This window comes from Streptomyces sp. NPDC047869 (assembly GCF_040704065.1).
Lineage (GTDB): Bacteria > Actinomycetota > Actinomycetes > Streptomycetales > Streptomycetaceae > Streptomyces.
Map to the genome: position 1 here is coordinate 123,005 of NZ_JBEYRK010000015.1, position 24,732 is coordinate 147,736.

A 24,732-nucleotide genomic window follows, 5' to 3' on the forward strand; every position below is an offset into this window, starting at 1 on the left:
CCTTTAACGACATGGGACTCGAAGAAAAACTGCCGAGCGGTTTCCTGCTGACCACCGTCGAGCAGGCCGCGGGCTGGGTGCGCAAGGCGTCCGTCTTCCCGGCCACCTTCGGCCTCGCCTGCTGCGCCATCGAGATGATGACCACCGGCGCCGGACGCTACGACCTCGCGCGCTTCGGCATGGAGGTCTTCCGCGGCTCGCCGCGCCAGGCGGACCTGATGATCGTCGCGGGCCGGGTCAGCCAGAAGATGGCGCCGGTCCTCAGGCAGGTCTACGACCAGATGCCCAACCCCAAGTGGGTGATCTCCATGGGCGTCTGCGCCTCCTCGGGCGGCATGTTCAACAACTACGCGATCGTCCAGGGCGTCGACCACATCGTCCCGGTCGACATCTACCTCCCCGGCTGCCCGCCGCGGCCCGAGATGCTGATGGACGCGATCATCAAGCTCCACCAGAAGATCCAGTCCTCCAAGCTCGGCGTGAACGCCGAGGAAGCCGCCCGCGAGGCGGAGGAGGCGGCGCTCAAGGCCCTGCCCACGATCGAGATGAAGGGGCTGCTGCGGTGAGCGACGCGAACGGCACCAACGGCGTCAACGGGTCCTCGGACGGGGTGAACCCCGAGAAGGACCTCGCCGCCTCCAACCTCCCCGGCCAGCGCGGCCAGGGCGGCGAGGAGATCCGCGTCCAGCGCGGCATGTTCGGCGCCAACAACGGCGGCGACACCTCCGGCTACGGCGGCCTCGTCCGCTCGGTCCGCCTCCCGGGACCGGCGAACCGGCCCTACGGCGGTTGGTTCGACGAGGTGGCCGACGAACTCGAGGGCGCCCTGGAGGAACAGGGGCTCCTGCCTGAGAACGCCATCGAGAAGACGGTCGTCGACCGCGGCGAACTGACCTTCCACATCGAACGCGAGCACCTGGTCCGCGTCGCCCGCACCCTGCGGGACGACCCCGCCCTGCGCTTCGAGCTGTGCACCGGCGTCAGCGGCGTCCACTACCCGCACGACAAGGGCCGCGAGCTGCACGCCGTCTACCACCTGCGCTCGATCACCCACAACCGGCTGATCCGGCTCGAGGTGAGCGCCCCCGACAGCGAGCCGCGCATCCCGTCCCTGGTCTCCGTCTATCCGACCAACGACTGGCACGAGCGCGAGACCTGGGACTTCTTCGGGATCGTCTTCGAAGGCCACCCGGCCCTGACCCGGATCATGATGCCGGACGACTGGCAGGGCCACCCGCAGCGCAAGGACTACCCCCTCGGCGGCATCGCCGTCGAGTACAAGGGCGCCCAGATCCCGGCTCCGGACCAGCGGAGGTCGTACTCGTGAGCACGCAGTCAGCATCAGCCCGCGAGACCACCGAGGGCACCGTCTACACGGTCACCGGTGGCGACTGGGACGAGATCGTCCAGTCCGCGGCCCGCGCCGACGACGAGCGCATCGTCGTCAACATGGGTCCCCAGCACCCGTCCACCCATGGAGTGCTCCGTCTGATCCTCGAGATCGAGGGCGAGACGGTCACCGAGGCCCGCTGCGGCATCGGCTACCTCCACACCGGCATCGAGAAGAACCTCGAGTACCGGACCTGGACGCAGGGCACCACGTTCGTGACGCGCATGGACTACCTGACCTCCTTCTTCAACGAGACCGCCTACTGTCTCGCCGTCGAGAAGCTCCTCGGTATCGAGGACGAGATCACCGAGCGCGCCAAGATCATCCGGGTCCTCCTGATGGAGCTGAACCGGCTCTCCTCCCACCTGGTGTGCATCGCCACCGGCGGCATGGAGCTCGGCGCCACCACGATCATGATCTACGGATTCCGTGATCGTGAAATGATTCTCGACATCTACGAGCTCATCACGGGCCTGCGGATGAACCACGCGTACATCCGCCCCGGCGGACTCGCCCAGGACCTGCCGCCCGGCGCGGTGGACCAGATCCGCGAGTTCGTGAAGAAGATGAAGAAGAACCTCCCGGAGTACGACAAGCTCGCCACCGGGAACCCCATCTTCAAGGCCCGCATGCAGAACGTCGGCCACCTCGACCTGGCCGGCTGCATGGCCCTCGGCGCCACCGGCCCGATCCTGCGCTCCTCCGGCCTGCCGCACGACCTGCGCAAGACCCAGCCCTACTGCGACTACGAGACGTACGACTTCGACGTCCCGACCGCAGACTCCTGCGACTCCTACGGGCGCTTCCTGATCCGCCTGGAGGAGATGCGCCAGTCGCTCGGCATCGTCGAGCAGTGCCTGGACCGGCTCCAGCCCGGCCCGGTCATGGTCGCCGACAAGAAGATCGCCTGGCCCGCCCAGCTCGCCCTGGGACCGGACGGGCTCGGCAACTCCCTCGACCACATCAGGAAGATCATGGGCACCTCCATGGAGGCCCTGATCCACCACTTCAAGCTCGTCACCGAGGGCTTCCGGGTACCGCCGGGACAGGCGTACGCGGCCGTCGAATCGCCCAAGGGCGAACTCGGGGTCCACGCCGTCTCCGACGGCGGGACCCGCCCCTTCCGGGTCCACTTCCGCGACCCGTCCTTCACCAACCTGCAGGCCATGGCGGCGATGTGCGAGGGCGGCCAGGTCGCCGACGTCATCGTCGCCGTCGCGTCCATCGACCCCGTGATGGGAGGCGTCGACCGGTGACCACCAGTTCTTCGGAGCGGGGCGTCAGCCTGGGCATGCCCCGACTGCCCGCACCCGCGTACCCGGACGACGTCCGGGCCCGGCTGGAGACGGACGCGCGCGAGGTGATCGCCCGCTACCCCGACTCCCGGTCGGCCCTGCTGCCGCTGCTCCACCTCGTGCAGTCGGAGGAGGGCCACGTCACCCGCACCGGCATGCAGTTCTGTGCGGACATGCTGGACCTGACCACGGCCGAGGTCACCGCCGTCGCCACCTTCTACACCATGTACCGGCGCAAGCCCTCCGGCGATTACCAGGTGGGCGTCTGCACCAACACCCTGTGCGCGGTGATGGGCGGCGACGCGATCTTCGAGACCCTCCAGGAGCACCTGGGCGTCGGCAACGGCGAGACCACCGGCGACGGCAAGGTCACCCTGGAGCACATCGAGTGCAACGCGGCCTGCGATTTCGCGCCGGTCGTGATGGTCAACTGGGAGTTCTTCGACAACCAGACCCCCGGCAGTGCCAAACGCCTGGTCGACGACCTGCGCGAGGGACGGCCCGTACAGCCCACGCGCGGGGCGCGCCTGTGCACGTTCAAGGAGACCGCGCGGATCCTGGCCGGCTTCCCCGACGAGCGGCCCGGGGCCGTCGAGGAGGGCGGCAGTGCGGGACCGGCGTCGCTGGTGGGCCTTCGCCTGGCAAGGGGAGAGGCCGCACCCGCGCGCGTGGTCCATCCGCGCGACGGCGGTCCGCACGACGAACCGCAGGACCGGGCGCACCGGCCGTCGCCGGCCGAGCACCTCAGTTCTCATGACGCGCCGCAGCAGACATCGGCCTCCGACCCGGCCCACCCGGCAGGGCCCGCCGCCGAGGAGGGGGAGTGATGACCGTGGCACCCGAAGTCAAGGACACGAGCCCCGAGAAGCTGCTCGCACCCGTGCTGTCGGCCTTCTGGGACGAGGACCGGTCCTGGTCCCTGGACGTCTACCGGAGGCACGAGGGGTACGAGGGGCTCCGCAAGGCGCTCGCCATGTCGCCGGACGACCTGATCGCGTACGTCAAGGAGTCCGGTCTGCGCGGGCGCGGCGGAGCGGGATTCCCGACGGGAATGAAATGGCAGTTCATTCCCCAGGGTGATGGAAAACCGCACTATCTAGTTGTCAACGCCGACGAGTCGGAGCCGGGAACCTGCAAGGACATCCCGCTCCTCTTCGCGAACCCGCACAGCCTCATCGAGGGCATCGTGATCGCGTGTTACGCCATCCGGTCTTCGCATGCCTTCATCTATCTGCGTGGTGAGGTCGTCCCCGTTCTGCGGCGGTTGCACGAGGCCGTGCGCGAGGCCTACGCGGCGGGCTACCTCGGCGAGAACATCCTGGGCAGCGGACTCGACCTCGACCTCACCGTGCACGCCGGCGCCGGCGCGTACATCTGCGGTGAGGAGACCGCACTGCTCGACTCGCTCGAAGGCCGCCGTGGTCAACCGCGGCTCCGTCCCCCTTTCCCAGCCGTCGAAGGGCTCTATGCCTGCCCGACTGTTGTGAACAACGTCGAGTCGATCGCGTCGGTTCCCGCCATCCTCAAAAACGGGAAAGACTGGTTCAGGTCGATGGGCAGCGAGAAGTCCCCGGGCTTCACGCTCTACTCGCTCAGCGGCCACGTCGCGAGCCCCGGCCAGTTCGAGGCGCCGCTCGGGGTCACACTCCGCCAGCTCCTCGACATGAGCGGCGGAATGCGGCCCGGCCACCGCCTCAAGTTCTGGACCCCGGGTGGCTCCTCCACCCCGATGTTCACCGACGAGCACCTCGACGTCCCCCTCGACTACGAAGGGGTCGGTGCCGCGGGTTCCATGCTCGGCACCAAGGCACTGCAGTGCTTCGACGAGACGACCTGCGTGGTGCGGGCGGTGACCCGCTGGACCGAGTTCTACGCCCACGAGTCCTGCGGCAAGTGCACCCCGTGCCGCGAAGGAACGTACTGGCTCGTGCAGTTGATGCGGGACATCGAGGCCGGCAAGGGCGCCATGTCCGACCTCGACAAGCTCGCCGACATCGCCGACAACATCAACGGCAAGTCCTTCTGCGCCCTCGGTGACGGCGCCGCATCCCCGATCTTCTCCTCGCTGAAGTACTTCCGCGAGGAGTACGAGCAGCACATCACGGGCCGGGGCTGCCCCTTCGACCCGGCAAAGTCGACGGCCTGGGCGGACCGCCCGGAGGTGAACGCATGACCGTGACCACCAGTGCTCCCTCCGGAGGGGGAGAGACGGCGGTCCCGCCGGAGGACCTCGTCACGCTGACGATCGACGGCGTCGAGATCAGCGTGCCCAAGGGCACCCTGGTCATCCGGGCCGCCGAGCAGCTCGGCATCGAGATCCCGCGGTTCTGCGACCACCCCCTGCTGGACCCGGCCGGCGCCTGCCGCCAGTGCATCGTCGAGGTCGAGGGCCAGCGCAAGCCCATGGCGTCCTGCACCATCACGTGCACGGACGGCATGGTGGTGAAGACCCAGCTCACCTCGCCCGTCGCCGAGAAGGCGCAGCACGGTGTGATGGAGCTGCTGCTCATCAACCACCCGCTGGACTGCCCGGTCTGCGACAAGGGCGGCGAGTGCCCCCTGCAGAACCAGGCCATGTCGCACGGCAACGCGGAGTCCCGCTTCGAGGGCCGCAAGCGGACCTACGAAAAGCCCGTGCCGATCTCGACGCAGGTGCTCCTGGACCGCGAGCGATGCGTGCTGTGCGCCCGCTGCACCCGCTTCTCCAACCAGGTGGCGGGCGACCCGATGATCGAGCTGATCGAGCGGGGCGCGCTGCAGCAGGTCGGTACCGGTGAGGGCGACCCGTTCGAGTCGTACTTCTCCGGCAACACCATCCAGATCTGCCCGGTGGGCGCGCTCACCTCGGCGGCCTACCGCTTCCGCTCCCGGCCCTTCGACCTCATCTCGTCGCCGTCGGTGTGCGAACACTGCTCGGGCGGCTGCGCGACGCGCACCGACCACCGGCGCGGCAAGGTCATGCGGCGGCTCGCCGCCGACGACCCCGAGGTCAACGAGGAGTGGATCTGCGACAAGGGACGCTTCGCGTTCCGGTACGCGCAGACGAAGGACCGCCTCGACGTCCCGCTGGTGCGCAACGCCGAAGGCGTTCTGGAACCCACCTCCTGGCCGGAGGCACTGGAGGCGGCCGCGCGCGGGCTGACCGCCGCCCGTTCCCGGGCCGGTGTCCTCACCGGCGGCCGGCTGACCGTCGAGGACGCCTACGCCTACAGCAAGTTCGCGCGCGTGGCGCTCGGCACGAACGACATCGACTTCCGCGCGCGCGTGCACAGCGCCGAGGAGGCCGACTTCCTCGCGGCCCGGGTGGCGGGCCGCGGCCGTGACCTCGACGGCACCGGCGTCACCTACGCCGCGCTGGAGAAGGCGCCCGCCGTCCTGCTCGCCGGGTTCGAGTCGGAGGAGGAGGCGCCCGGCGTCTTCCTGCGACTGCGCAAGGCCTGGCGCAAGCACAAGCAGCGGGTGTTCTCCATCGCCACGCACGCGACGCGCGGCCTGGAGAAGGCGGGCGGCACGCTGCTGCCGGCCGCGCCCGGCACCGAGACCGAGTGGCTGGACGCCCTGGCGAGCGGCGTCGGCCTGGAGGAGCCCGGCACGAAGGCCGCCGAGGCCCTGCGCGCCGACGGCGCGGTGATCGTCGTGGGGGAGAGGCTCGCCTCGGTCGCGGGCGGACTCACCGCCGCCGTACGCGCCGCCGCCGCCACCGGCGCTCAGCTGGTGTGGATCCCGCGGCGGGCGGGCGAACGCGGTGCGGTGGAGGCCGGCGCGCTGCCGTCGCTGCTGCCGGGCGGCCGCCCGGCGACCGACCCGCGCGCGCGGGAGGAGGTCGCCGCGGTCTGGGGGCTCGCCGAACTCCCCGCCCGTCACGGTCGGGACACCCACCAGATGATCGAGGCGGCCGCCACCGGCGAACTGTCCGCGCTCGTGGTCGCCGGCGTGGAGGTCGACGACTTGCCCGACCCGGCACGCGCGCGTGAGGCGCTCAAAGGCGTCGGCTTCCTGGTGTCGCTGGAGCTGCGGCCCAGCGAGGTCACCAGCCACGCCGACGTGGTCCTGCCGGTCGCGGCGGTCGCCGAGAAGGCGGGCACCTTCCTGAACTGGGAGGGCAGGGTGCGCTTCTTCGAGGCCGCGCTCAAGCCCGACCAGATGACCCGCCGCCCCGCCCCCACCGACGGGCGGGTACTGCAGATGCTGGCCGACGCCATGGACGTTCACCTCGGCCTGCCGGACCTGCGTACCGCGCGCGCGGAGATCGACCGGCTCGGCCCCTGGGACGGCCCGCGGTCCACCGACCCCCTGGAGACCGGGGGCGTCCTGCCCCGGCCGGCCGTCGGCCAGGCCGTACTCGCCGGGCACCGGCTGCTGCTCGACCAGGGCGTCCTGCAGGAGGGCGACGAGGCACTGGCCGGGACCCGGCACGCCGCACGCGCGCGCGTGTCGGCGGCGACGGCCGCCGAGGCCGGTGTCGAGGACGGCGGCGTCCTGGCCGTCACCGGCTCCTCCGGCACCGTGGAACTTCCGCTCCAGATCACCGAGATGCCCGACCGGGTGGTGTGGCTGCCGCTGAACTCCGCCGGCGCGGGCGTCGCCTCCGACACCGGTGCGCAGCCCGGCTCCCTCGTCCGTATCGGCCCGGCGGCACGCGCCGAACAGGCCCCCAAGGAGGTGGAGGCATGAGCCCGTACCTCGCGGCTGGAGACCTCTCGATGTTCGGCCGGGACCCCTGGTGGCTGGTCGTCGTCAAGGCCGTCTTCTGCTTCGCGTTCCTGATGGTGACCGTGCTGTTCTCCATCGTCTGGGAGCGCAAGGTCGTCGCCTGGATGCAGCTTCGCATCGGCCCGAACCGGCACGGCCCCTGGGGCATGCTCCAGTCGCTCGCCGACGGCATCAAGCTGATGCTGAAGGAAGACGTCATCGTCAAGCGCGCGGACAAGGTGGTCTACGTCCTCGCACCGATCGTCGCGGCCATCCCGGCCTTCATGGCGATCGCGGTGATCCCCTTCGGCCCCGCCGACAACGAGATCTCGATCTTCGGCACGCGGACCACGATGCAGCTCACCGACCTGCCGATCGCGATGCTCTACATCCTCGCGGTCGCCTCGGTCGGCATCTACGGCATCGTGCTGGCGGGCTGGAGCTCCGGATCCACCTACCCGCTGCTCGGCGGCCTCCGCTCCTGTGCCCAGATGATCTCCTACGAGATCGCCATGGGCGCCGCGTTCGCCTCCGTGTTCCTCTACTCGGGGTCGATGTCGACGTCGACCATCGTCGAGCAGCAGCACGACCGCTGGTACATCCTGCTGCTGCCGGTCTCCTTCATCCTCTACATCGTCACGATGGTCGGCGAGACCAACCGCGCCCCCTTCGACATGCCGGAGTCCGAGGGCGACCTGGTCGGCGGCTTCAACACCGAGTACTCGTCCATCAAGTTCGCGATGTTCATGCTCGCCGAGTACGTGAACATGGTGACGGTGTCGGCCGTCTCGACCACCCTGTTCCTCGGCGGCTGGCGCGCCCCCTGGCCGATCAGCGGCTTCTGGGAGGGCGCGAACCACGGCTGGTGGCCACTGCTCTGGTTCGTGATCAAGGTCCAGTTGCTGCTGTTCTTCTTCATCTGGCTGCGCGGCACGCTCCCCCGGGTCCGGTACGACCAGCTGATGAAGCTCGGCTGGAAGGTCCTCATCCCGGTCTCGCTGACCTGGCTGATGCTCGTCGCGACCGTACGGGCGCTGCGCAACGAGAACTACGACTTCGCCGACATCGCCCTCTACGTCGGCGGCGGAGTCCTCGCCCTGCTGCTGCTCTCCTTCGTCGCCGACATGTTCCGCGAGAAGGCGAGGACGGACGAGCCGACCGCCGGCCCGCAGGCCGGATTCGACCCGATGGCGGGCGGATTCCCCGTGCCGCCGCTGCCCGGACAGGAGCTGCCGCCTGCGCCCAGGCGCCGTCCGCGCCGGGAGCGGGAGCTGATTGTCAGTGCTGGACCGGACACTGTCAGTGACGGATCTACGGATGGAAAGGAGGCGTCCCATGGCTGAGGAGCCAACGGAGTCCGGGCAGATCAAGCCCGGCTTCCAGAACCCCGTGGCCGGCTTCGGCGTGACCTTCAAGGCCATGTTCAAGAAGCGGCTCACCGAGCAGTACCCCGAGCAGCAGAAGACCACGGCTCCGCGGTTCCACGGACGGCACCAGCTCAACCGCCATCCGGACGGCCTGGAGAAGTGCGTCGGCTGCGAGCTGTGCGCCTGGGCCTGCCCCGCCGACGCCATCTACGTCGAGGGCGCGGACAACACCGACGAGGAGCGCTACTCGCCGGGTGAGCGGTACGGCCGCGTGTACCAGATCAACTACGCCCGCTGCATCCTGTGCGGCCTGTGCATCGAGGCGTGCCCCACGCGCGCGCTGACGATGACCAACGAGTTCGAACTGGCCGACTCCAGCCGCGCCAATCTCATCTACACCAAGGAGCAGCTGCTCGCCGGTCTCGAGGAGGGCATGGTCGACACACCGCACGCGATCTTCCCGGGGACGGACGAACAGGACTACTACCGCGGCCTGGTGACGGAGGCCGCGCCGGGCACGGTGCGGCAGGCCGCCGTCTCCAAGGGCGAGGTGGTGCAGGAGGGCGACAGCACCTTCGGCGAGACCGAACCGGCGTCGGAGAAGGTGATCGGCCGATGAGCGCGACTCAGCTTGCCGCGTACACCACCTCCACCGGTGAGGCCTTCCAGTTCTGGGTCCTCGGCACGTTCGCGGTGATCGGCGCCCTGTGCACCGTGCTGATGAAGAAGGCCGTGCACAGCGCCCTCTGCCTCGCCGGGACCATGATCATCCTGGCGGTGTTCTACCTCGCCAACGGCGCCTACTTCCTGGGCATCGTGCAGATCGTCGTCTACACCGGCGCGATCATGATGCTGTTCCTGTTCGTGGTGATGCTCGTCGGCGTCACGGCCGCGGACTCGCTGAAGGAGACCATCAAAGGCCAGCGCTGGCTGGCCCTGCTCTGCGGGGTCGGGTTCGGCGTCCTGCTGTTCGCCGGCATCGGCAACGCCTCCCTGACGGAGTTCAACGGCACCGGCCGGGCGAACGCGAACGGCAACGTGGAGGGCCTCGCGTCCCTCATCTTCACCAAGTACGTCTTCGCCTTCGAGATCACCGGCGCACTGCTGATCACGGCCGCCGTCGGCGCGATGGTGCTCACCCACCGGGAGCGCACCGAGCGTGCGAAGACCCAGCGCGAGCTGGCCGAGCAGCGCATCCGGGAAGGCCGGCACATCCCGCCGCTGCCCGCCCCGGGTGTCTACGCCCGGCACAACGCCGTGGACATCGCGGGCCTGCTGCCCGACGGCACCCCCTCCGAGCTGACCGTCAGCAAGACGCTGCGCGAACGCGGTCAGATCCGGGACGTGTCGGCGGAGGCGCTCAACGACCTGCGGGCCCTGGAGCAGCGCGCCGCGGAGCGTCTGGAGCGGACCGGGATCGAGCCGGCGACGTTCAAGCGGCCCGAGGAGGCGTCGAAGTGAACCCCGTCAACTACCTCTATCTCGCGGCCCTGCTGTTCACCGTCGGCGCGACCGGGGTGCTGATCCGGCGCAACGCGATCGTCGTGTTCATGTGCGTCGAGCTGATGCTCAACGCCTGCAACCTCGCGTTCGTCGTCTTCTCCCGGATGCACGGCAACCTCGACGGCCAGATCATCGCCTTCTTCACGATGGTCGTCGCCGCCGCGGAGGTCGTGGTGGGCCTCGCGATCATCGTGTCGCTGTTCCGCACCCGCCACTCGGCCTCGGTCGACGACGCCAGCCTGATGAAGCTGTAAGGGGTCGGAAGAATCGTGGACAACCTGATCGCGCTGCTCATCGCGGCGCCCCTGCTCGGAGCGGCCGTCCTCCTGGTCGGCGGCCGGCGGCTGGACGCCGTGGGCCACTGGATCGGCACGCTCCTGTCGGCCACCTCCTTCGTGCTCGGCCTGGTCCTCTTCGCCGGCCTGCTCGGCAAGGACGCCGGGAACCGCACCCTGACCCAGCACCTGTGGACGTGGATCTCGGTCGGCGACTTCCAGGCGGACGTCACCTTCCGCCTGGACCAGCTGTCGATGACGTTCGTGCTGCTGATCACGGGCGTCGGCTCACTGATCCACCTCTACTCGGTCGGGTACATGGAGCACGACGAGCGGCGCCGCCGCTTCTTCGGCTACCTGAACCTGTTCCTCGCGGCGATGCTGCTGCTGGTCCTCGCCGACAACTACCTGCTGCTGTACGTCGGCTGGGAGGGCGTCGGCCTCGCCTCGTACCTGCTCATCGGCTTCTGGCAGCACAAGCCCAGCGCCGCGACGGCCGCGAAGAAGGCCTTCCTGGTCAACCGGGTCGGCGACATGGGCCTGTCGATCGCGATCATGCTGATGTTCACCACCTTCGGCAGCTTCGCCTTCGGCCCGGTCCTCAGCCACACCGGAGACACCTCCGAGGGAAGGCTCACCGCGATCGGCCTGATGCTGCTGCTCGCCGCGTGCGGCAAGTCGGCCCAGGTCCCGCTCCAGTCCTGGCTCGGGGACGCGATGGAGGGCCCGACCCCGGTCTCGGCCCTGATCCACGCCGCGACGATGGTGACGGCGGGCGTCTACCTGATCGTCCGTTCCGGCGCCATCTTCAACGCGGCGCCCGACGCCCAGCTCGCCGTCACCGTGGTCGGCGCCGTCACGCTCCTCTTCGGTGCGATCGTCGGTTGCGCCAAGGACGACATCAAGAAGGCACTGGCCGGCTCGACCATGTCGCAGATCGGCTACATGGTGCTGGCGGCGGGCCTCGGCCCCATCGGCTACGTCTTCGCGATCATGCACCTGGTCACCCACGGCTTCTTCAAGGCCGGGCTGTTCCTGGGTGCCGGTTCGGTCATGCACGGCATGAACGACGAGGTCGACATGCGCAAGTACGGCGGCCTGCGCAAGTACATGCCGGTCACCTTCGCCACCTTCGGCCTCGGCTACCTCGCGATCATCGGCTTCCCGTTCCTGTCCGGCTTCTACTCCAAGGACGCGATCATCGAGGCGGCCTTCGCCAAGGGCGGCACCCAGGGCTGGATCCTCGGTGGCGTGGCCCTGCTCGGCGCGGCCATCACCGCCTTCTACATGACGCGCGTGATGCTGATGACGTTCTTCGGGGAGGAGCGCTGGAGGAATCAGCCCACCCGGTCTCCCGAGGCACCCAGCGCGGAGCCCGCCGCCGAACACCACGGCGCACACGCGGAGCCGCACCCGCACGAGTCCCCGAAGATCATGACGATCCCCATGATCGTGCTGGCCGTCGGCTCGGTCTTCGGCGGCTTCTTCTTCCACCTCGGCGACCGCTTCCTCAACTGGCTGGAGCCGGTCACCGGCCACAGCGAGGGCGACTCGCCGCTCAGCGCCATGACGGTCACCGGCGCGACCCTGGTCTGCCTGGTCGTCGGCGTCGGCATCGCCTGGGCGCAGTACGGCCGCAAGCCCGTCCCGGCGGTCGCCCCGCGCGGTTCGCTGCTCACCCGGGCCGCCCGGCGCGACCTGCTGCAGGACGACTTCAACCACGTCGTCCTGGTGCGCGGCGGCGAACACCTCACGCGCTCCCTGGTGTACGTCGACCACACCCTGGTCGACGGCGTCGTCAACGGGACGGCGGCCGGCTTCGGCGGTCTGTCCGGACGGCTGCGCCGGGTCCAGAACGGCTTCGCCCGCTCCTACGCGGTCTCGATGTTCGGCGGCGCGGCACTCCTGGTCGCCGCGACCCTGCTGATGAGGGCGGTCTGATACCGATGTCCTTTCCTCTGCTGACAGCGACGGCGGTGCTCCCGGCCCTCGGGGCGGTCGCCACGGCCGCCGTACCGGCCGCGAAGCGCACCGCCGCGAAATGGCTGGCTCTGGTCGTCTCGCTCGCCACCCTCGCCCTGGCGATCACCATCCTGGTCCGCTTCGACCCGGGCGGCGACCGCTACCAGCTCACCGAATCCCACGCCTGGATCGCGGACTTCGGGGTCAGGTACGAGCTGGGTGTCGACGGCATCGCGGTGGCGCTGCTCGCCCTGACCGCCCTGCTGATCCCGTTCATCATCCTGGCCGGCTGGAACGACGCCGATCCGCTGGAGACCGGCAGCCGGCGCTGGCGGCCCACCCAGGGCTTCTTCGCGCTGATCCTCGCCGTCGAGGCGATGGTGGTCATCTCCTTCGAGGCCACCGACGTCTTCCTCTTCTACATCTTCTTCGAAGCCATGCTCATCCCGATGTACTTCCTCATCGGCGGCTTCGGGGACCGTGCCCACGAGCACGGTGAGGAGGCGGCCTCCACCCAGCGGTCGTACGCGGCCGTGAAGTTCCTGCTCTACAACCTCGTCGGCGGCCTGATCATGCTGGCCGCGGTGATCGGTCTCTACGTGGTCGCCGGGAACTTCAGCCTCCAGGAGATCGTGCAGGCGCGGGCGAACGGCTCGCTGCACATGGCGACCAGCACCGAACGCTGGCTGTTCCTCGGCTTCTTCTTCGCCTTCGCGGTGAAGGCGCCGCTGTGGCCGCTGCACACCTGGCTGCCCAACGCCATGCAGGAGTCCACCGCCCCGGTCGCCGTGCTCATCACGGCGGTCGTCGACAAGGTGGGCACCTTCGCGATGCTCCGCTTCTGCCTCCAGCTCTTCCCGGAGGCCAGCAAGTGGGCGACGCCCGTCATCCTCGTACTGGCGCTCATCAGCATCGTCTACGGCGCGCTGCTCGCCGTCGGCCAGCGGGACATCAAGCGCCTGGTGGCCTACGCGTCGATCTCGCACTTCGGCTTCATCGTCATGGGCATCTTCGCGATGACCAGCCAGGGGCAGTCCGGGGCCACGCTCTACATGGTCAACCACGGCATCTCCACGGCCGCGCTGATGCTGGTCGCCGGGTTCCTGATCTCCCGGCGCGGCTCCCGGCTCATCGCCGACTACGGGGGTGTGCAGAAGGTCGCCCCGGTGCTCGCCGGCACCTTCCTGATCGGCGGTCTCGCCACGCTGTCGCTGCCCGGCCTCGCCCCGTTCGTGAGCGAGTTCCTGGTCCTGGTCGGCACGTTCACGCGCTATCCGGTGATCGGCGTCATCGCCACCTTCGGCATCGTCCTCGCCGCGCTGTACACCCTCGTCCTGTACCAGCGGACGATGACCGGCCCGGTGAAGCCCGAGGTGTCGGCGATGCCCGACCTCCGCGTACGTGAACTGGTGGTCGTCGCCCCGCTGATCGTGCTGCTGATCTTCCTCGGCGTCTACCCGAAGCCCGTCACGGACATCGTCAATCCGGCGGTCAAACAGACCATGTCCGACGTACACAAGACCGACCCCAAGCCCGAGGTGGAGGCGGCCAAGTGAGCGCTACAGCCGTCCACAGCCTGTGGACAACCGCGGCCGACCCGATCTCGAAGATCGACGCGCCGAAGATCGAATACGGACAGCTGTCGCCGACCCTGATCGTGGTCGGTGCGGCACTGGTCGGGGTGCTCGTCGAGGCGTTCGTCCCGCGCAGGTCCCGCTACTACGCGCAGGTGTTCGTGTCCGTCGTGGCACTGTGCGCCGCGTTCGCCGCGGTCGTCGCGCTCGCGGCGAACGGATACGGCACCACGAAGGCGCACATCGCGGCGATGGGGGCGATCGCGGTCGACGGACCGTCCCTGTTCCTGCAAGGCACGATCCTGCTGGCCGGCCTGGTCGGCCTGTTCACCTTCGCCGAGCGGCGCCTGGACCCGGAGGCGCACGGCAACCGGGTCGACTCCTTCGCCGCGCAGGCCGCGTCCGTCCCCGGCAGTGACAGCGAGAAGGCCGCGGTGCGGGCCGGGTTCACCACCACCGAGGTCTTCCCGCTGCTGCTCTTCGCGATCGCGGGCATGCTGGTGTTCCCCTCGGCCAACGACCTGCTGACGCTGTTCGTGGCCCTGGAGGTCTTCTCCCTGCCGCTGTACCTGCTGTGCGCGCTGGCCCGCCGCAAGCGGCTGATGTCGCAGGAGGCCGCGGTCAAGTACTTCCTGCTCGGTGCGTTCGCCTCCGCGTTCACCCTGTTCGGCATCGCCCTGCTCTACGGCTACGCGGGCTCGGTGTCGTACGGCCGCATCGCGCAGGTCGTCGACGGCACGGTCACCGACGTGGACCCGGCGCTGGCCGGCACCATGGGCAACGACGCGCTGCTGCTGGTCGGCAGCGCCATGATCGTCATGGGGCTGCTGTTCAAGGTGGGCGCCGTCCCGTTCCACATGTGGACGCCCGATGTCTACCAGGGCGCACCCACTCCGGTGACCGGATTCATGGCGGCGGCGACCAAGGTCGCGGCGTTCGGCGCGCTGCTGCGCCTGCTGTACGTCGTCCTGCCGGGCCTGCGCTGGGACTGGCGGCCGGTCATGTGGGCGGTGGCCGTCATCACCATGCTGGGCGGCGCGATCGTCGCGATCACGCAGACCGACATCAAGCGGCTGCTGGCGTACTCGTCCATCGCGCACGCCGGATTCATCCTCGCCGGTGTCATCGCGACCTCGAAGGACGGCGTGTCGTCCGTCCTTTTCTACCTGGCCGGGTACTCGTTCGTGACGATCGGCGCCTTCGCGGTGGTGACCCTGGTGCGCGACGCCGGCGGCGAGGCCACCCACCTGTCCAAGTGGGCCGGGCTCGGCCGCCGCTCCCCGCTGGTGGCGGCCGTGTTCGCGGTGTTCCTGCTGGCTTTCGCGGGCATCCCGCTGACCTCCGGCTTCGCCGGGAAGTTCGCCGTCTTCAAGGCGGCGGCGGACGGCGGCGCGGCCCCGCTGGTCGTGATCGGTGTGATCTCCTCGGCGATCGCCGCGTTCTTCTACATCCGGGTCATCGTGCTGATGTTCTTCAGCGAGCCCAGGCCCGAGGGACCGACGGTGGCCGTGCCCTCGCCGCTGACCATGGCGGCGATCGGGGTGGGCGTGGCGGTCACGCTGGTGCTCGGTGTGGCGCCCCAGTACTTCCTGGACCTGGCGAACCAGGCGAGCGTGTTCGTGCGCTGACGGGACCCACGGCCGTCGTCCGGGGCCCGGTCCTCCCGCCGAGGACCGGGCCCCGGCGCGTGCGACGGCACGGGCGGACCAGGAGCCCGCCTGTGGAAAACTCCGGGGCTGTCGGTGCGGGCGCCTATCGTGGACGCAGTGGTCGAAGGACGACGCACGGGGGACAGGACACGGGGACCAGGCGATGGGCGCGACGGGCGGGACCAAGGAGATGCCACACATGACCGAGGGGCCGGGCACGGCCGACAGCGAGGCGCTGGCCACACTGCACCGGGTCTTCGGATACGAGGCCTTCCGGGGCGAGCAGGAAGCGGTCATCGAGCATGTGGTCGCGGGCGGCGACGCCGTCGTGCTCATGCCGACCGGCGGCGGCAAGTCCCTGTGCTACCAGATCCCGTCCCTGGTCAGACCGGGTACGGGCGTGGTGGTCTCGCCGCTGATCGCGCTGATGCAGGACCAGGTGGATGCCCTGCGCGCGCTCGGCGTGCGAGCGGGCTTCATCAACTCCACCCAGGACTTCGACGAGCGGCGCGTGGTCGAGGCCGAGTTCCTCACGGGTGAGCTGGACCTGCTGTACCTGGCCCCGGAGCGGCTGCGCGTGGAGGCCACGCTCGATCTGCTCTCCCGCGGCAAGATCTCCGTCTTCGCGATCGACGAGGCGCACTGTGTCTCCCAGTGGGGCCACGACTTCCGCCCCGACTACCTGACGCTCTCCCTGCTCGGCGAGCGCTGGCCGGACGTCCCGCGGATCGCCCTCACCGCCACGGCCACGCACGCCACCCACCAGGAGATCACCCAGCGGCTGGGAATGCCGACGGCCCGGCACTTCGTGGCGAGCTTCGACCGGCCCAACATCCAGTACCGGATCGTGCCCAAGGCCGATCCCAAGAAGCAGCTGCTCGCCTTCCTGCGGGAGGAGCACCCGGGCGACGCCGGCATCGTCTACTGCCTCTCCCGCAACTCGGTGGAGCGCACCGCCGAGTTCCTGAGCGCCAACGGCATCGAGGCGGTCCCGTACCACGCGGGCCTGGACGCCGGCACGCGCGCGGCCCACCAGTCCCGGTTCCTGCGCGAGGAGGGCCTGGTCGTGGTCGCGACCATCGCCTTCGGCATGGGCATCGACAAGCCGGACGTGCGCTTCGTCGCCCACCTCGACCTGCCCAAGTCCGTGGAGGGCTACTACCAGGAGACGGGCCGCGCGGGCCGGGACGGACTGCCCTCCACCGCCTGGATGGCCTACGGCCTCAACGACGTCATACAGCAGCGCAAGCTGATCCAGTCCGGCGAGGGCGACGAGGCGTTCCGCCGCCGGGCCGCCGCCCACCTCGACGCGATGCTCGCCCTGTGCGAGACCGCCCGCTGCCGGCGCGGCCAGCTGCTGGCCTACTTCGGCCAGGAGCCCTCCGCCGCGGGATGCGGCAACTGCGACACCTGCCTCACCCCGCCGGAGACCTGGGACGGCACGGTCGCCGCCCAGAAGGTGCTCTCCACGGTGGTGCGGCTGCAGCGCGAGCGCGGGCAGAAGTTCGGCGCCGTGCAGATCGTGGACATCCTGCTCGGCAAGAGAACCGGCAAGGTCATCCAGTTCGACCACGACCAGCTGTCCGTCTTCGGCATCGGCGAGGACCTCACCGACGGCGAATGGCGGGGTGTGATCCGGCAGTTGCTGGCCCAGGGACTGCTCGCGGTCGAGGGGGAGTACGGCACGCTCGTGCTCACCGATACGAGCGGAGCCGTGCTGCGTCGCGAGCGGGAGGTGCCGCTGCGCAAGGAGCCGAAGAAGCCGGCCGCCTCACGCGCGGGTTCCTCCTCGGGCCGGGGCGAGCGCAAGGCCAAGGCCGCCGCGGCCGAGCTGCCGGCCGAGCTCCTCCCCGCCTTCGAGGCCCTGCGCGCCTGGCGCGCCGAACAGGCCCGGGAGCAGGGCGTCCCGGCGTACGTCATCTTCCACGACGCCACACTGCGGGAGATCGTCACCAGCCGGCCCGGCTCGGTGCGGGAGCTGGGGACGGTGGGCGGCGTCGGCGAGAAGAAGCTGGCGACCTACGGGGAAGGCGTGCTGGCGGTGCTGAACTCCCTGGCCGGGACCGGACCGGCCGGTGCCCCGGCGGTGGACGATGCCCCACCCACTGACGGTGCGGCCCCGGAGGACGACTGGGCCGAGCACGCGCAGGAGCCGGAACCCGACGACTGGATGTAGGGGCGGGGCCGGCGGGGCCGTCAGGACAGCGCGGTCAGCCCCGGGGCGAAGGTGATGAGCAGCGGCAGCAACGGCACCAGTGCGGCCACCGTGGTCGTCAGCGCCCGGTGCCGGCGCAGCAGCCGCGGCGGGGGCTCCAGAAGGCGGTCCACGCGTTCCCCGAGGAGCCGGTGGCTCGAGGCGCAGGACAGGACGCCGCGGTGCTGGTTCAGCTCGATCAGGGCGAGGGCGGTGGTGAGGTGGCCGCAGCGGCGGGAGGCGGTGTCGTCGGCGGCCAGTTCGACCAGACGGTGCGTCTGGTCGCAGAAGTGGGCGAAGAGCGGGACGCCCGGGAAGCCCGTGGCGAGCGCGGTGGACAGATGGAGCAGCCAGTCGTGGTGGGCGCGGGCGTGGCCGCGCTCGTGGGTCAGGACGGCGTCCAACTGGCGTCCGGTGAGGCGGCGCAGCGCCCCGGTGGTGACGACGAGCTGGGGCGGGTGCCCCGGCATCCACCAGGCGTCCGGGTACTCGTCCTCCAGCACCAGCATCGGGCCGCGCGCCGCCGGCAGCCCCGCGGGCAGATCGGGCGCGCGTTCCCGCAGGTGTGCCCGGGCCTGGCCGCGGCGCCTGCGGACCTCGGCGAGTTCTCGGGCGAGCATCGCCGTCGTCCAGGCGGCCCCGCAGGCCAGCAGCAGGGTGAGGGCCACGGCCCAGACCGGTGCGGTGGACAGGTCGTACGCGGCGGTGACGGCGGGCGGCGCCGGGGCGAACACATGGTCGCGGACGGTGTGGAAGACGGCCGCCGTGCCCAGCACCAGCGCGGTCAGGCAGCACAGCAGGACCGTGGCGACCAGGCACTGCCACACCCACAGGGCCACCACGGGCTCCCGTTCGGTCCAGTCGGCCCGGGTCAGCGCGCGCGGTGCCGGTACGGCGGCCGTCAGGGCGACGACGCTCAGCAGGAGCAGGCAGACCGTCATGCCGGGGCTCCGGTTCGTGGTCGGAGAGGTGCGGGTGTCGGGTGGTGCCGGGGACGCGCCGGAGGCGCGTCGGGTGATGCCGTGTCCCCGCCAGTATGACGGGGACAGGGGCGCGAGTCAGGTGTCCGGCGGGGATCGCCCCCGTCAAGGTGAGTTCGCCCCGCCTTTCCGGACACCCGGCCGCGCCGTCACCTGCCGGCGGCGCCTCAGCCCGACACGATCCGCCCGCTGACCTCCCCCAGTCCGACCCGGCCGCCGTCCGGTCCCGGCGCCCAGGCCGACAGGGTCACCACGTCCCCGTCCTCCAGGAAGGCCCGTTTGCCGTCGGGGAGTTCGAGCGGGTCGCGGCCGTTCCAGGTCAGCTCGAGCAGCGAGCCGCGCTGGTTCTCGGCCGGGCCGCTCACCGTGCCCGAGCCGTACAGGTCGCCGGTGCGCAGCGACGCGCCGTTCACCGTCATGTGGGCGAGTTGCTGGGCGGCGGTCCAGTACATCGTGGAGAACGGCGGCTCGGACACCGTGTGACCGTTGATCGCGACGGAGATCCGCAGGTCGTAGCCGCCGGGTTCGATGCCGGGAGCGGCGTCGTCCAGGTAGGGCAGCAGGGGGTGCGTGCGCTCGGGGGGCGTCACGCGGGCGTGCTCCAGTGCCTCCAGCGGGGTGATCCACGCCGACACCGAGGTGGCGAAGGACTTGCCGAGGAAGGGGCCCAGCGGGACGTACTCCCAGGCCTGGATGTCACGCGCCGACCAGTCGTTGAGCAGGCACAGACCGAAGACGTGCTCCTGGAAGTCGCCGAGCGCGACGGGCCTGCCCAGTTCGGACGGCACGCCCACCACGAAGCCGACCTCGGCCTCGATGTCCAGCCGTACCGAGGGCCCGAAGACCGGTGCCGGGTCGCCGGGGCCCTTGCGCTGCCCCGACGGCCGGAGGACGTCCGTGCCGGAGACGACCACCGTGCCGGAGCGGCCGTGGTAACCGATCGGCAGGTGCTTCCAGTTGGGGGTCAGTGCGTCCTCGGCGTCGGGGCGGAAGATCTGGCCGACGTTCCGGGCGTGGTTCTCTGAGGAGTAGAAGTCGACGTAGTCCGCGACCTCGAAGGGCAGGTGGAGGGTCACCGACGACAGCGGGTGGAACAGCGGCTCGATCGTCGACCGGTGCGAGGGAACCGTCACCCACGCCGTCAGCGCGCGCCGCACGTCCGACCACGCCGTCCGGCCCGCGGCCAGCAGCGGGTTGAGGGTGGCCTGCGCGAGCAGGGAGACGTACGGCGATCCGAGGGCGGCTGCCGCGGCGCCCGCGTCGAGGACGTGGTCACCGAGCCGGACACCGACCCTGCGCTCCGTGCTGCCGGAGGGTGAGAACACACCGTAGGGAAGGTTGTGCGGGCCGAAGGGGTCGCCCTCGGGGACGTCGAAGGGGGGCATGGGGTGCTGCCTCACTCTCATCCGGGCCATGCATTGGCGATGCGTTCCATGTGATCGCGCCACACGTTACGGCCGGGACAGGTGTCTTGGGCAGTGCCGCAAGGGTTGTCCGTCAGATGTCTAAAGAGTTCGCAATGTCCGAATGACCCTTGTCGGAGGTGTCAATTCCGGCTTAGCGTCCTTTGGGGGACACGGGCGGGGTGGGTCCGGTCCGTAGGGGGGACACGTGGTGGGACCCGTGGCCGACGACGCCGTCGGCGTGCCTGTCGAGGCGGACCGCGAGGTGCCGGGCCTGATCGTCAAGTTCGGTGACTACCCGCTGCACCACGGCGGTGTCGGCGCGATCCGCAGCCTGGGCCGCCTGGGCGTCCCCATGTACGCCGTCACCGAGGACGCCTACACGCCGGCGGCCTCGTCCCGCTATCTCACCCGGGCGTTCGTCTGGCCGACGACCGGCGCCGAGGAGCCGGCCCGCCTGGTCGACGGCCTGCTGCGCATCGGCCGCCGGATCGGCCGCCCGGCCGTCCTGATCCCGACGGACGAGGAGGCCGCCGTCCTGATCGCCGAGCACCAGGACGAACTGGCCGGCCCCTTCCTCTTCCCCCGCGTCGACCCCGCCCTGCCCCGCCGGCTCGCCAGCAAGCAGGGACTGCACGAACTGTGCGCGGAACACGGCGTTCCGAGCCCCCCGGCCGCGTTCCCTCGGTCGTACGACGAGATCGTCGCCTTCGCCGACACGGCCCGCTTCCCGGTGGTGGCCAAGAACCGGGAGGCGTTCGTGCGGCGCAGACGGCCCGCCGTCAATGGCACCACGAGGATCGCCGGCCGCGAGGGACTGCTCGCCCTGGCCCGCGACTGGGGCGAGCGGCCCGGCGTGATCCTCCAGGAGTACCTGCCGCGCGAGGAGGCCGAGGACTGGATCGTGCACGCCTGCTTCGACGCCGACTCCGTGCCGCTCGTCCTGTTCACCGGCGTCAAGGTCCGCTCGTGGCCGCCGCACGCCGGCATGACGGCGAACGCGTACGTCGTCGACAACCCGGAACTCGCGGACCTCGCCGCCCGTTTTATCAAGGAGATCGGCTTCAGCGGCGTCATCGACCTCGACCTGCGCTTCGACCGGCGCGACGGACAGTACAAGCTCCTCGACTTCAACCCGCGTATGGGCGCCCAGTTCCGGCTCTTCGAGAGCGATTCGGGCGTCGACGTCGTACGCGCCATGCACCTGAACCTGACCGGCCGCCCCGTTCCGGAGGGGGAACAGCGTGCCGGCCGCCGCTACGTCGTGGAGAACATCGACCTGCCCGCCCTGCTCGCCTACCGCCGCAGCGGCTACACGACGCCGCACGCGCCGGCCAGGGCGAGCGGGACCGAGCTGGCCTGGTTCGCGGGTGACGATCCGCTGCCGTTCCTCACGATGCTCGCCCGCTTCGTGCGCCCGGGCGCGAAGCACCTCCATCAGCTGTGGCGGACCAGCCGCCGCGGCGCCGGCACCCCGCACACCACGAAGTAGGCAAAGGCCACGAAGGTGGCGTACCGCGTCCTGGGGAGGGACTTCGTGATCCGACCGGTTGCAGTCATCGGGGCCGGGCCGTTCGGCCTGTCCACCGCCGCCCATCTGCGGGCGCGCGGCATCCCCGTCCGCGTGTTCGGCGACCCCATGGTGAGCTGGCGCGACCACATGCCCGAGGGCATGCTCCTCAAGTCGACCCCGGCCGCCTCCAGCCTCGACTGCCCGCAACCCGGCCACACCCTCGCCGACTACTGCGACGCGGCCGGCGTGCGCCGGCTGGTCACCGACGAGGACATCATCCCGGTGGAGACCTTCATCGCCTACGGCGAGTGGTTCCAGCAGCGGCTCGTCCCCGGCCTTGAGCGGGTCCGGGTGGTCTCCGCGGAGCGCGGCGAGCACGGCGCCTTCGAACTGAAACTGGACTCGGGGGAGTTGTTCACCGCCCGCGCGGTCGTGGTGGCCACCGGCCTGTCCGGCCTGGCCCACCTCCCGCCGGAGCTGGCCGGAGCGGCCGGCGACGGGCCCGCGCCCGCCTCCCCGGTCTCCCACAGCTCCCAGCACCACGACCTCGGCCGTTTCGCCGGCCAGGAGCTGATCGTCATCGGTGCCGGCCAGTCCGCCCTGGAGACCGCGGCCCTCGCGGCCGAGGCCGGCGCACGGGTGCGCGTCGTCTCGCGCGGCCGGGGCCGGGTCGCGTTCGGTGCCCCGCCCTGGCGCCAGCCGAGGCTGCGCCCCGAGTCGCCGTTCGGCCGCGCCTGGTCGCTGTGGGCACTCAGCCGCTACGCCCAGCCGTACCGCTTCCTGCCCGCCCGGACCCGTCACCACCTGGTCCGCAGGGTCCTCGGCCCGCTCGGCGCCTGGTGGCTGAGCGAGCGCTTCGTGGGCAAGGTCCAGGTCCATGAGGTCGACCGGGTGCTGGGCGCCGAGGCCCCGGACGGCAGCCCGGTGCTCACCGTCCGCACCCACGGCGGCCGCGTCGAGCGGCTGGCCGCCGATCACGTCGTGGCGGCCACCGGCTACCGCGTGGACATCGCCGCGATGGACTTCCTCGGGCACGGACTGCGCACCCGCCTGGTGGTGAGCCGGGGCGCCCCGAGGCTCGGCGCCGGCTACGTCTCCTCCGTCCCCGGCCTGTACTTCACCGGACTTCCCGCGGCGTCCTCCTACGGCCCGGTGATGCGCTTCGTGTGCGGCACGGAGTTCGCCTCACCGCGTCTGGTGAAGCACCTGGCCGCGGCCCACGGCTGAGACCGGGAAGAGGCTCACGGCCGGACCTCAAGTCCGGCGAGAACCGGGTGAGTCGGCTGGGCGTGCGGTCCGTATTCTCTGATCATGGCCGCACCTCCCCCGTACGCACTGATCGCCACCGACCTGGACGGGACGCTGCTGCGCGGCGACGACACCGTCTCCGACCGGTCACTCGCCGCGCTGGAGCGGGTGAGGAGGGCCGGTGCCCGGCACCTGGTGGTGACGGGCCGGCCGGCCCCCCGCGTGCGGCCGCTCCTGGCCGCCCTCGGCTGCACGGGGCTCGCGGTGTGCGGGCAGGGGGCGCAGGTCTACGACGCCGGCACCGGCCGCCTGCTGTGGTCGGTGCGGCTGGACCGGGAACTGGCGGAGACGGCGCTCGGCAAGATCGAGGCCGAGGTGGGGCAGGTCTTCGCGGCCGTCGACCAGGACGGCGTGGACGGGCTCACGCTGATCGAGCCCGGGTATCTGATGCCCCACCCGACGCTGCCCGCCGTGCGGGTCGGCCGGCGGGACGACCTGTGGCGCGAGCCCATCAGCAAGGTGCTGCTGCGCCATCACACGCTGTCGGACGACGAGTTGGCGGCGACCGCGCGCGCGGCGGTGGGCTCGCTGGCCACGGTCACCATGTCGGGGCCGGGCACGGTGGAACTCCAGCCGTGCGGGGTCACCAAGGCGACCGGGCTCGCGCTCGCCGCCGGCCATCTGGGGATCACCGCCGAACAGGCCCTGGCCTTCGGCGACATGCCCAATGACATCCCCATGTTCGACTGGGCGGGCCGCGGTGTCGCCATGGCCAATGCCCACCCCGAACTCAAGGCGGTCGCGGACGAGGTCACGACGTCGAACGAGGACGACGGCGTCGCCGTCGTCCTCGAAGGACTGTTCACGGCCGGCTGACCGGGACGCGAACAGCGGCCCGTGGGGGGCGCCGGTCAGGTGGCGCCCCCCACGGGTGCCGGTCAGTAGGCGCCGTTGACGTTGTCGATCGACCCGTAGCGGGCGGCCGCGTAGTTGCAGGCGGCCGTGATGTTCGCGACCGGGTCGTAGGGGTCGAACGCCGTTCCGGCCACGTGGTAGGTGTTGAAGGTCGGGTCGATCACCTGGAGCAGGCCCTTGGACGGGATGCCCTTGGCGGCGTTGGAGTCCCACAGGTTGATGGCGCGCGGGTTGCCCGAGGACTCGCGGATGATGTTGCGGTGAATGCCGTTGTAGGTGCCCGGGATGTGCTTCTCCGCCATGATCGCGAGGGACTCGCGGATCCAGCCGTCGAGGTTGTTCGGGTACCCGGCGAGGGTGGTCCCGGTCGAGCCGGCGGAGTCGGCCGCGGAGGCGCTGGTCGCACCGGCGACCGGAAGGGCGAGCACGGCGGCGCCGGTGCCGAGGACGGCGAGCCTGCGGACGAGGCGGCTGGTGCGGACGCGGCGGGGCTGGGCGGCAGCAGGCATGGGGAAGTTCCTCTCCGTCGCCTGCGAGGTGAGCTGTCGGGTTCGGGCGGGGAGGTGCCCGGCCGTGCCGCCCCCGAGGCGGCACGACTTAACCCCTTGCCGTTCCGGTGACGACACGCGTCGTCCGGTCCGGCGAACTTACCTGGGTCCCCCGCTCCTGCCGTACGAATGAGTTCGTCGATGGGTGGTGTCGGGCGGCGGCAGGATTCGGCGTTCCGCTCGACTGGCCGGAACGTATGCGAGAGCACATGTCCGGAACAAGT

The 24,732-nt window shown here is 70.6% G+C and carries 20 protein-coding genes and 1 riboswitch; of the genes, 17 read left to right on the plus strand and 3 right to left on the minus strand.

Annotated features, from left to right (window positions below; genetic code table 11):
* The first annotated feature begins 11 nt into the window (after positions 1-11).
* The 14 genes from AB0924_RS20885 (at position 12) to recQ (ending at position 17,883) form a co-directional block, all read left to right on the plus strand.
* Positions 12-566 carry an NADH-quinone oxidoreductase subunit B family protein gene (locus AB0924_RS20885; protein ID WP_358928296.1) on the plus strand — a complete coding sequence of 185 codons (555 nt, stop codon included), beginning with the start codon at positions 12-14 and terminating at the stop codon, positions 564-566.
* A complete protein-coding gene (locus tag AB0924_RS20890; protein ID WP_366912134.1) occupies positions 563-1,327 on the plus strand; it encodes an NADH-quinone oxidoreductase subunit C in 765 nt (254 codons plus the stop codon). The genes AB0924_RS20885 and AB0924_RS20890 overlap by 4 nt, the downstream gene beginning before the upstream one ends.
* A complete protein-coding gene (locus tag AB0924_RS20895) occupies positions 1,324-2,646 on the plus strand; it encodes an NADH-quinone oxidoreductase subunit D (protein WP_366912135.1) in 1,323 nt (440 codons plus the stop codon). Before AB0924_RS20890 ends, AB0924_RS20895 begins: the two co-directional genes overlap by 4 nt.
* Positions 2,643-3,512 (plus strand): NADH-quinone oxidoreductase subunit NuoE, encoded by an 870-nt coding sequence (nuoE, locus tag AB0924_RS20900; protein WP_366912136.1) that lies wholly within the window; start codon positions 2,643-2,645, stop codon positions 3,510-3,512. The genes AB0924_RS20895 and nuoE overlap by 4 nt, the downstream gene beginning before the upstream one ends.
* Positions 3,509-4,858, plus strand: a complete 1,350-nt coding sequence (gene nuoF, locus AB0924_RS20905) for an NADH-quinone oxidoreductase subunit NuoF (RefSeq protein ID WP_358928288.1) — start codon at positions 3,509-3,511, stop codon at positions 4,856-4,858. Before nuoE ends, nuoF begins: the two co-directional genes overlap by 4 nt.
* The gene (locus AB0924_RS20910) at positions 4,855-7,359 is read left to right on the plus strand and encodes an NADH-quinone oxidoreductase subunit G (protein WP_358928286.1); all 2,505 of its coding nucleotides are present in this window, start codon (positions 4,855-4,857) and stop codon (positions 7,357-7,359) included. The genes nuoF and AB0924_RS20910 overlap by 4 nt, the downstream gene beginning before the upstream one ends.
* Positions 7,356-8,720, plus strand: a complete 1,365-nt coding sequence (gene nuoH, locus AB0924_RS20915; protein WP_366912137.1) for an NADH-quinone oxidoreductase subunit NuoH — start codon at positions 7,356-7,358, stop codon at positions 8,718-8,720. Before AB0924_RS20910 ends, nuoH begins: the two co-directional genes overlap by 4 nt.
* Positions 8,713-9,363: an NADH-quinone oxidoreductase subunit NuoI gene (gene nuoI, locus AB0924_RS20920; RefSeq protein ID WP_358928282.1), complete on the plus strand. Its 651-nt coding sequence runs from the start codon at positions 8,713-8,715 to the stop codon at positions 9,361-9,363. Before nuoH ends, nuoI begins: the two co-directional genes overlap by 8 nt.
* A complete protein-coding gene (locus AB0924_RS20925; RefSeq protein ID WP_358928280.1) occupies positions 9,360-10,205 on the plus strand; it encodes an NADH-quinone oxidoreductase subunit J in 846 nt (281 codons plus the stop codon). The genes nuoI and AB0924_RS20925 overlap by 4 nt, the downstream gene beginning before the upstream one ends.
* Complete coding sequence (gene nuoK / locus AB0924_RS20930) at positions 10,202-10,501, plus strand: NADH-quinone oxidoreductase subunit NuoK (protein WP_020941573.1); 300 nt, start codon at positions 10,202-10,204, stop codon at positions 10,499-10,501. Before AB0924_RS20925 ends, nuoK begins: the two co-directional genes overlap by 4 nt.
* Before the next feature lie 15 nt (positions 10,502-10,516).
* Positions 10,517-12,463, plus strand: a complete 1,947-nt coding sequence (nuoL, locus tag AB0924_RS20935; RefSeq protein WP_366912138.1) for an NADH-quinone oxidoreductase subunit L — start codon at positions 10,517-10,519, stop codon at positions 12,461-12,463.
* Positions 12,464-12,468: 5 nt separating this feature from the next.
* Positions 12,469-14,040, plus strand: a complete 1,572-nt coding sequence (locus AB0924_RS20940) for an NADH-quinone oxidoreductase subunit M (protein ID WP_358928275.1) — start codon at positions 12,469-12,471, stop codon at positions 14,038-14,040.
* The gene (gene nuoN / locus AB0924_RS20945) at positions 14,037-15,686 is read left to right on the plus strand and encodes an NADH-quinone oxidoreductase subunit NuoN (protein WP_358928273.1); all 1,650 of its coding nucleotides are present in this window, start codon (positions 14,037-14,039) and stop codon (positions 15,684-15,686) included. The genes AB0924_RS20940 and nuoN overlap by 4 nt, the downstream gene beginning before the upstream one ends.
* A gap of 220 nt (positions 15,687-15,906) precedes the next feature.
* Positions 15,907-17,883, plus strand: coding sequence for a DNA helicase RecQ (gene recQ / locus AB0924_RS20950; protein WP_358928271.1), 1,977 nt, complete (start codon positions 15,907-15,909; stop codon positions 17,881-17,883).
* 20 nt (positions 17,884-17,903) lie between these two features.
* Here the strand turns inward: recQ and AB0924_RS20955 are convergent, their stop codons facing one another.
* Both AB0924_RS20955 and fahA read right to left on the minus strand, forming a co-directional pair.
* Entirely contained in the window at positions 17,904-18,842 is a 939-nt protein-coding gene (locus AB0924_RS20955) for a M56 family metallopeptidase (RefSeq protein ID WP_358928269.1), read from the minus strand.
* Positions 18,843-19,048: 206 nt separating this feature from the next.
* Positions 19,049-20,266 (minus strand): fumarylacetoacetase, encoded by a 1,218-nt coding sequence (gene fahA, locus AB0924_RS20960; protein ID WP_366912139.1) that lies wholly within the window; start codon positions 20,264-20,266, stop codon positions 19,049-19,051.
* Positions 20,267-20,525: 259 nt separating this feature from the next.
* Here fahA and AB0924_RS20965 point away from each other — a divergent pair, with 259 nt between their 5' ends.
* From AB0924_RS20965 to AB0924_RS20975, 3 genes are all read left to right on the plus strand, one after another.
* A complete protein-coding gene (locus tag AB0924_RS20965) occupies positions 20,526-21,776 on the plus strand; it encodes an ATP-grasp domain-containing protein (protein ID WP_366912155.1) in 1,251 nt (416 codons plus the stop codon).
* Between the two features lie 45 nt (positions 21,777-21,821).
* On the plus strand, positions 21,822-23,024 hold the full coding sequence (locus tag AB0924_RS20970; RefSeq protein ID WP_358928265.1) for an FAD-dependent oxidoreductase: 1,203 nt from the start codon (positions 21,822-21,824) through the stop codon (positions 23,022-23,024).
* Positions 23,025-23,108: 84 nt separating this feature from the next.
* Entirely contained in the window at positions 23,109-23,921 is an 813-nt protein-coding gene (locus AB0924_RS20975; RefSeq protein WP_366912140.1) for a Cof-type HAD-IIB family hydrolase, read from the plus strand.
* A gap of 62 nt (positions 23,922-23,983) precedes the next feature.
* On the opposite strand, the gene AB0924_RS20980 is transcribed toward AB0924_RS20975, so the two are convergent.
* The gene (locus AB0924_RS20980; RefSeq protein WP_358928261.1) at positions 23,984-24,469 is read right to left on the minus strand and encodes a transglycosylase SLT domain-containing protein; all 486 of its coding nucleotides are present in this window, start codon (positions 24,467-24,469) and stop codon (positions 23,984-23,986) included.
* A 3-nt stretch (positions 24,470-24,472) separates the two neighbouring features.
* A riboswitch (cyclic di-AMP (ydaO/yuaA leader) is annotated at positions 24,473-24,659 on the minus strand.
* Between the last annotated feature and the right edge of the window lie 73 nt (positions 24,660-24,732).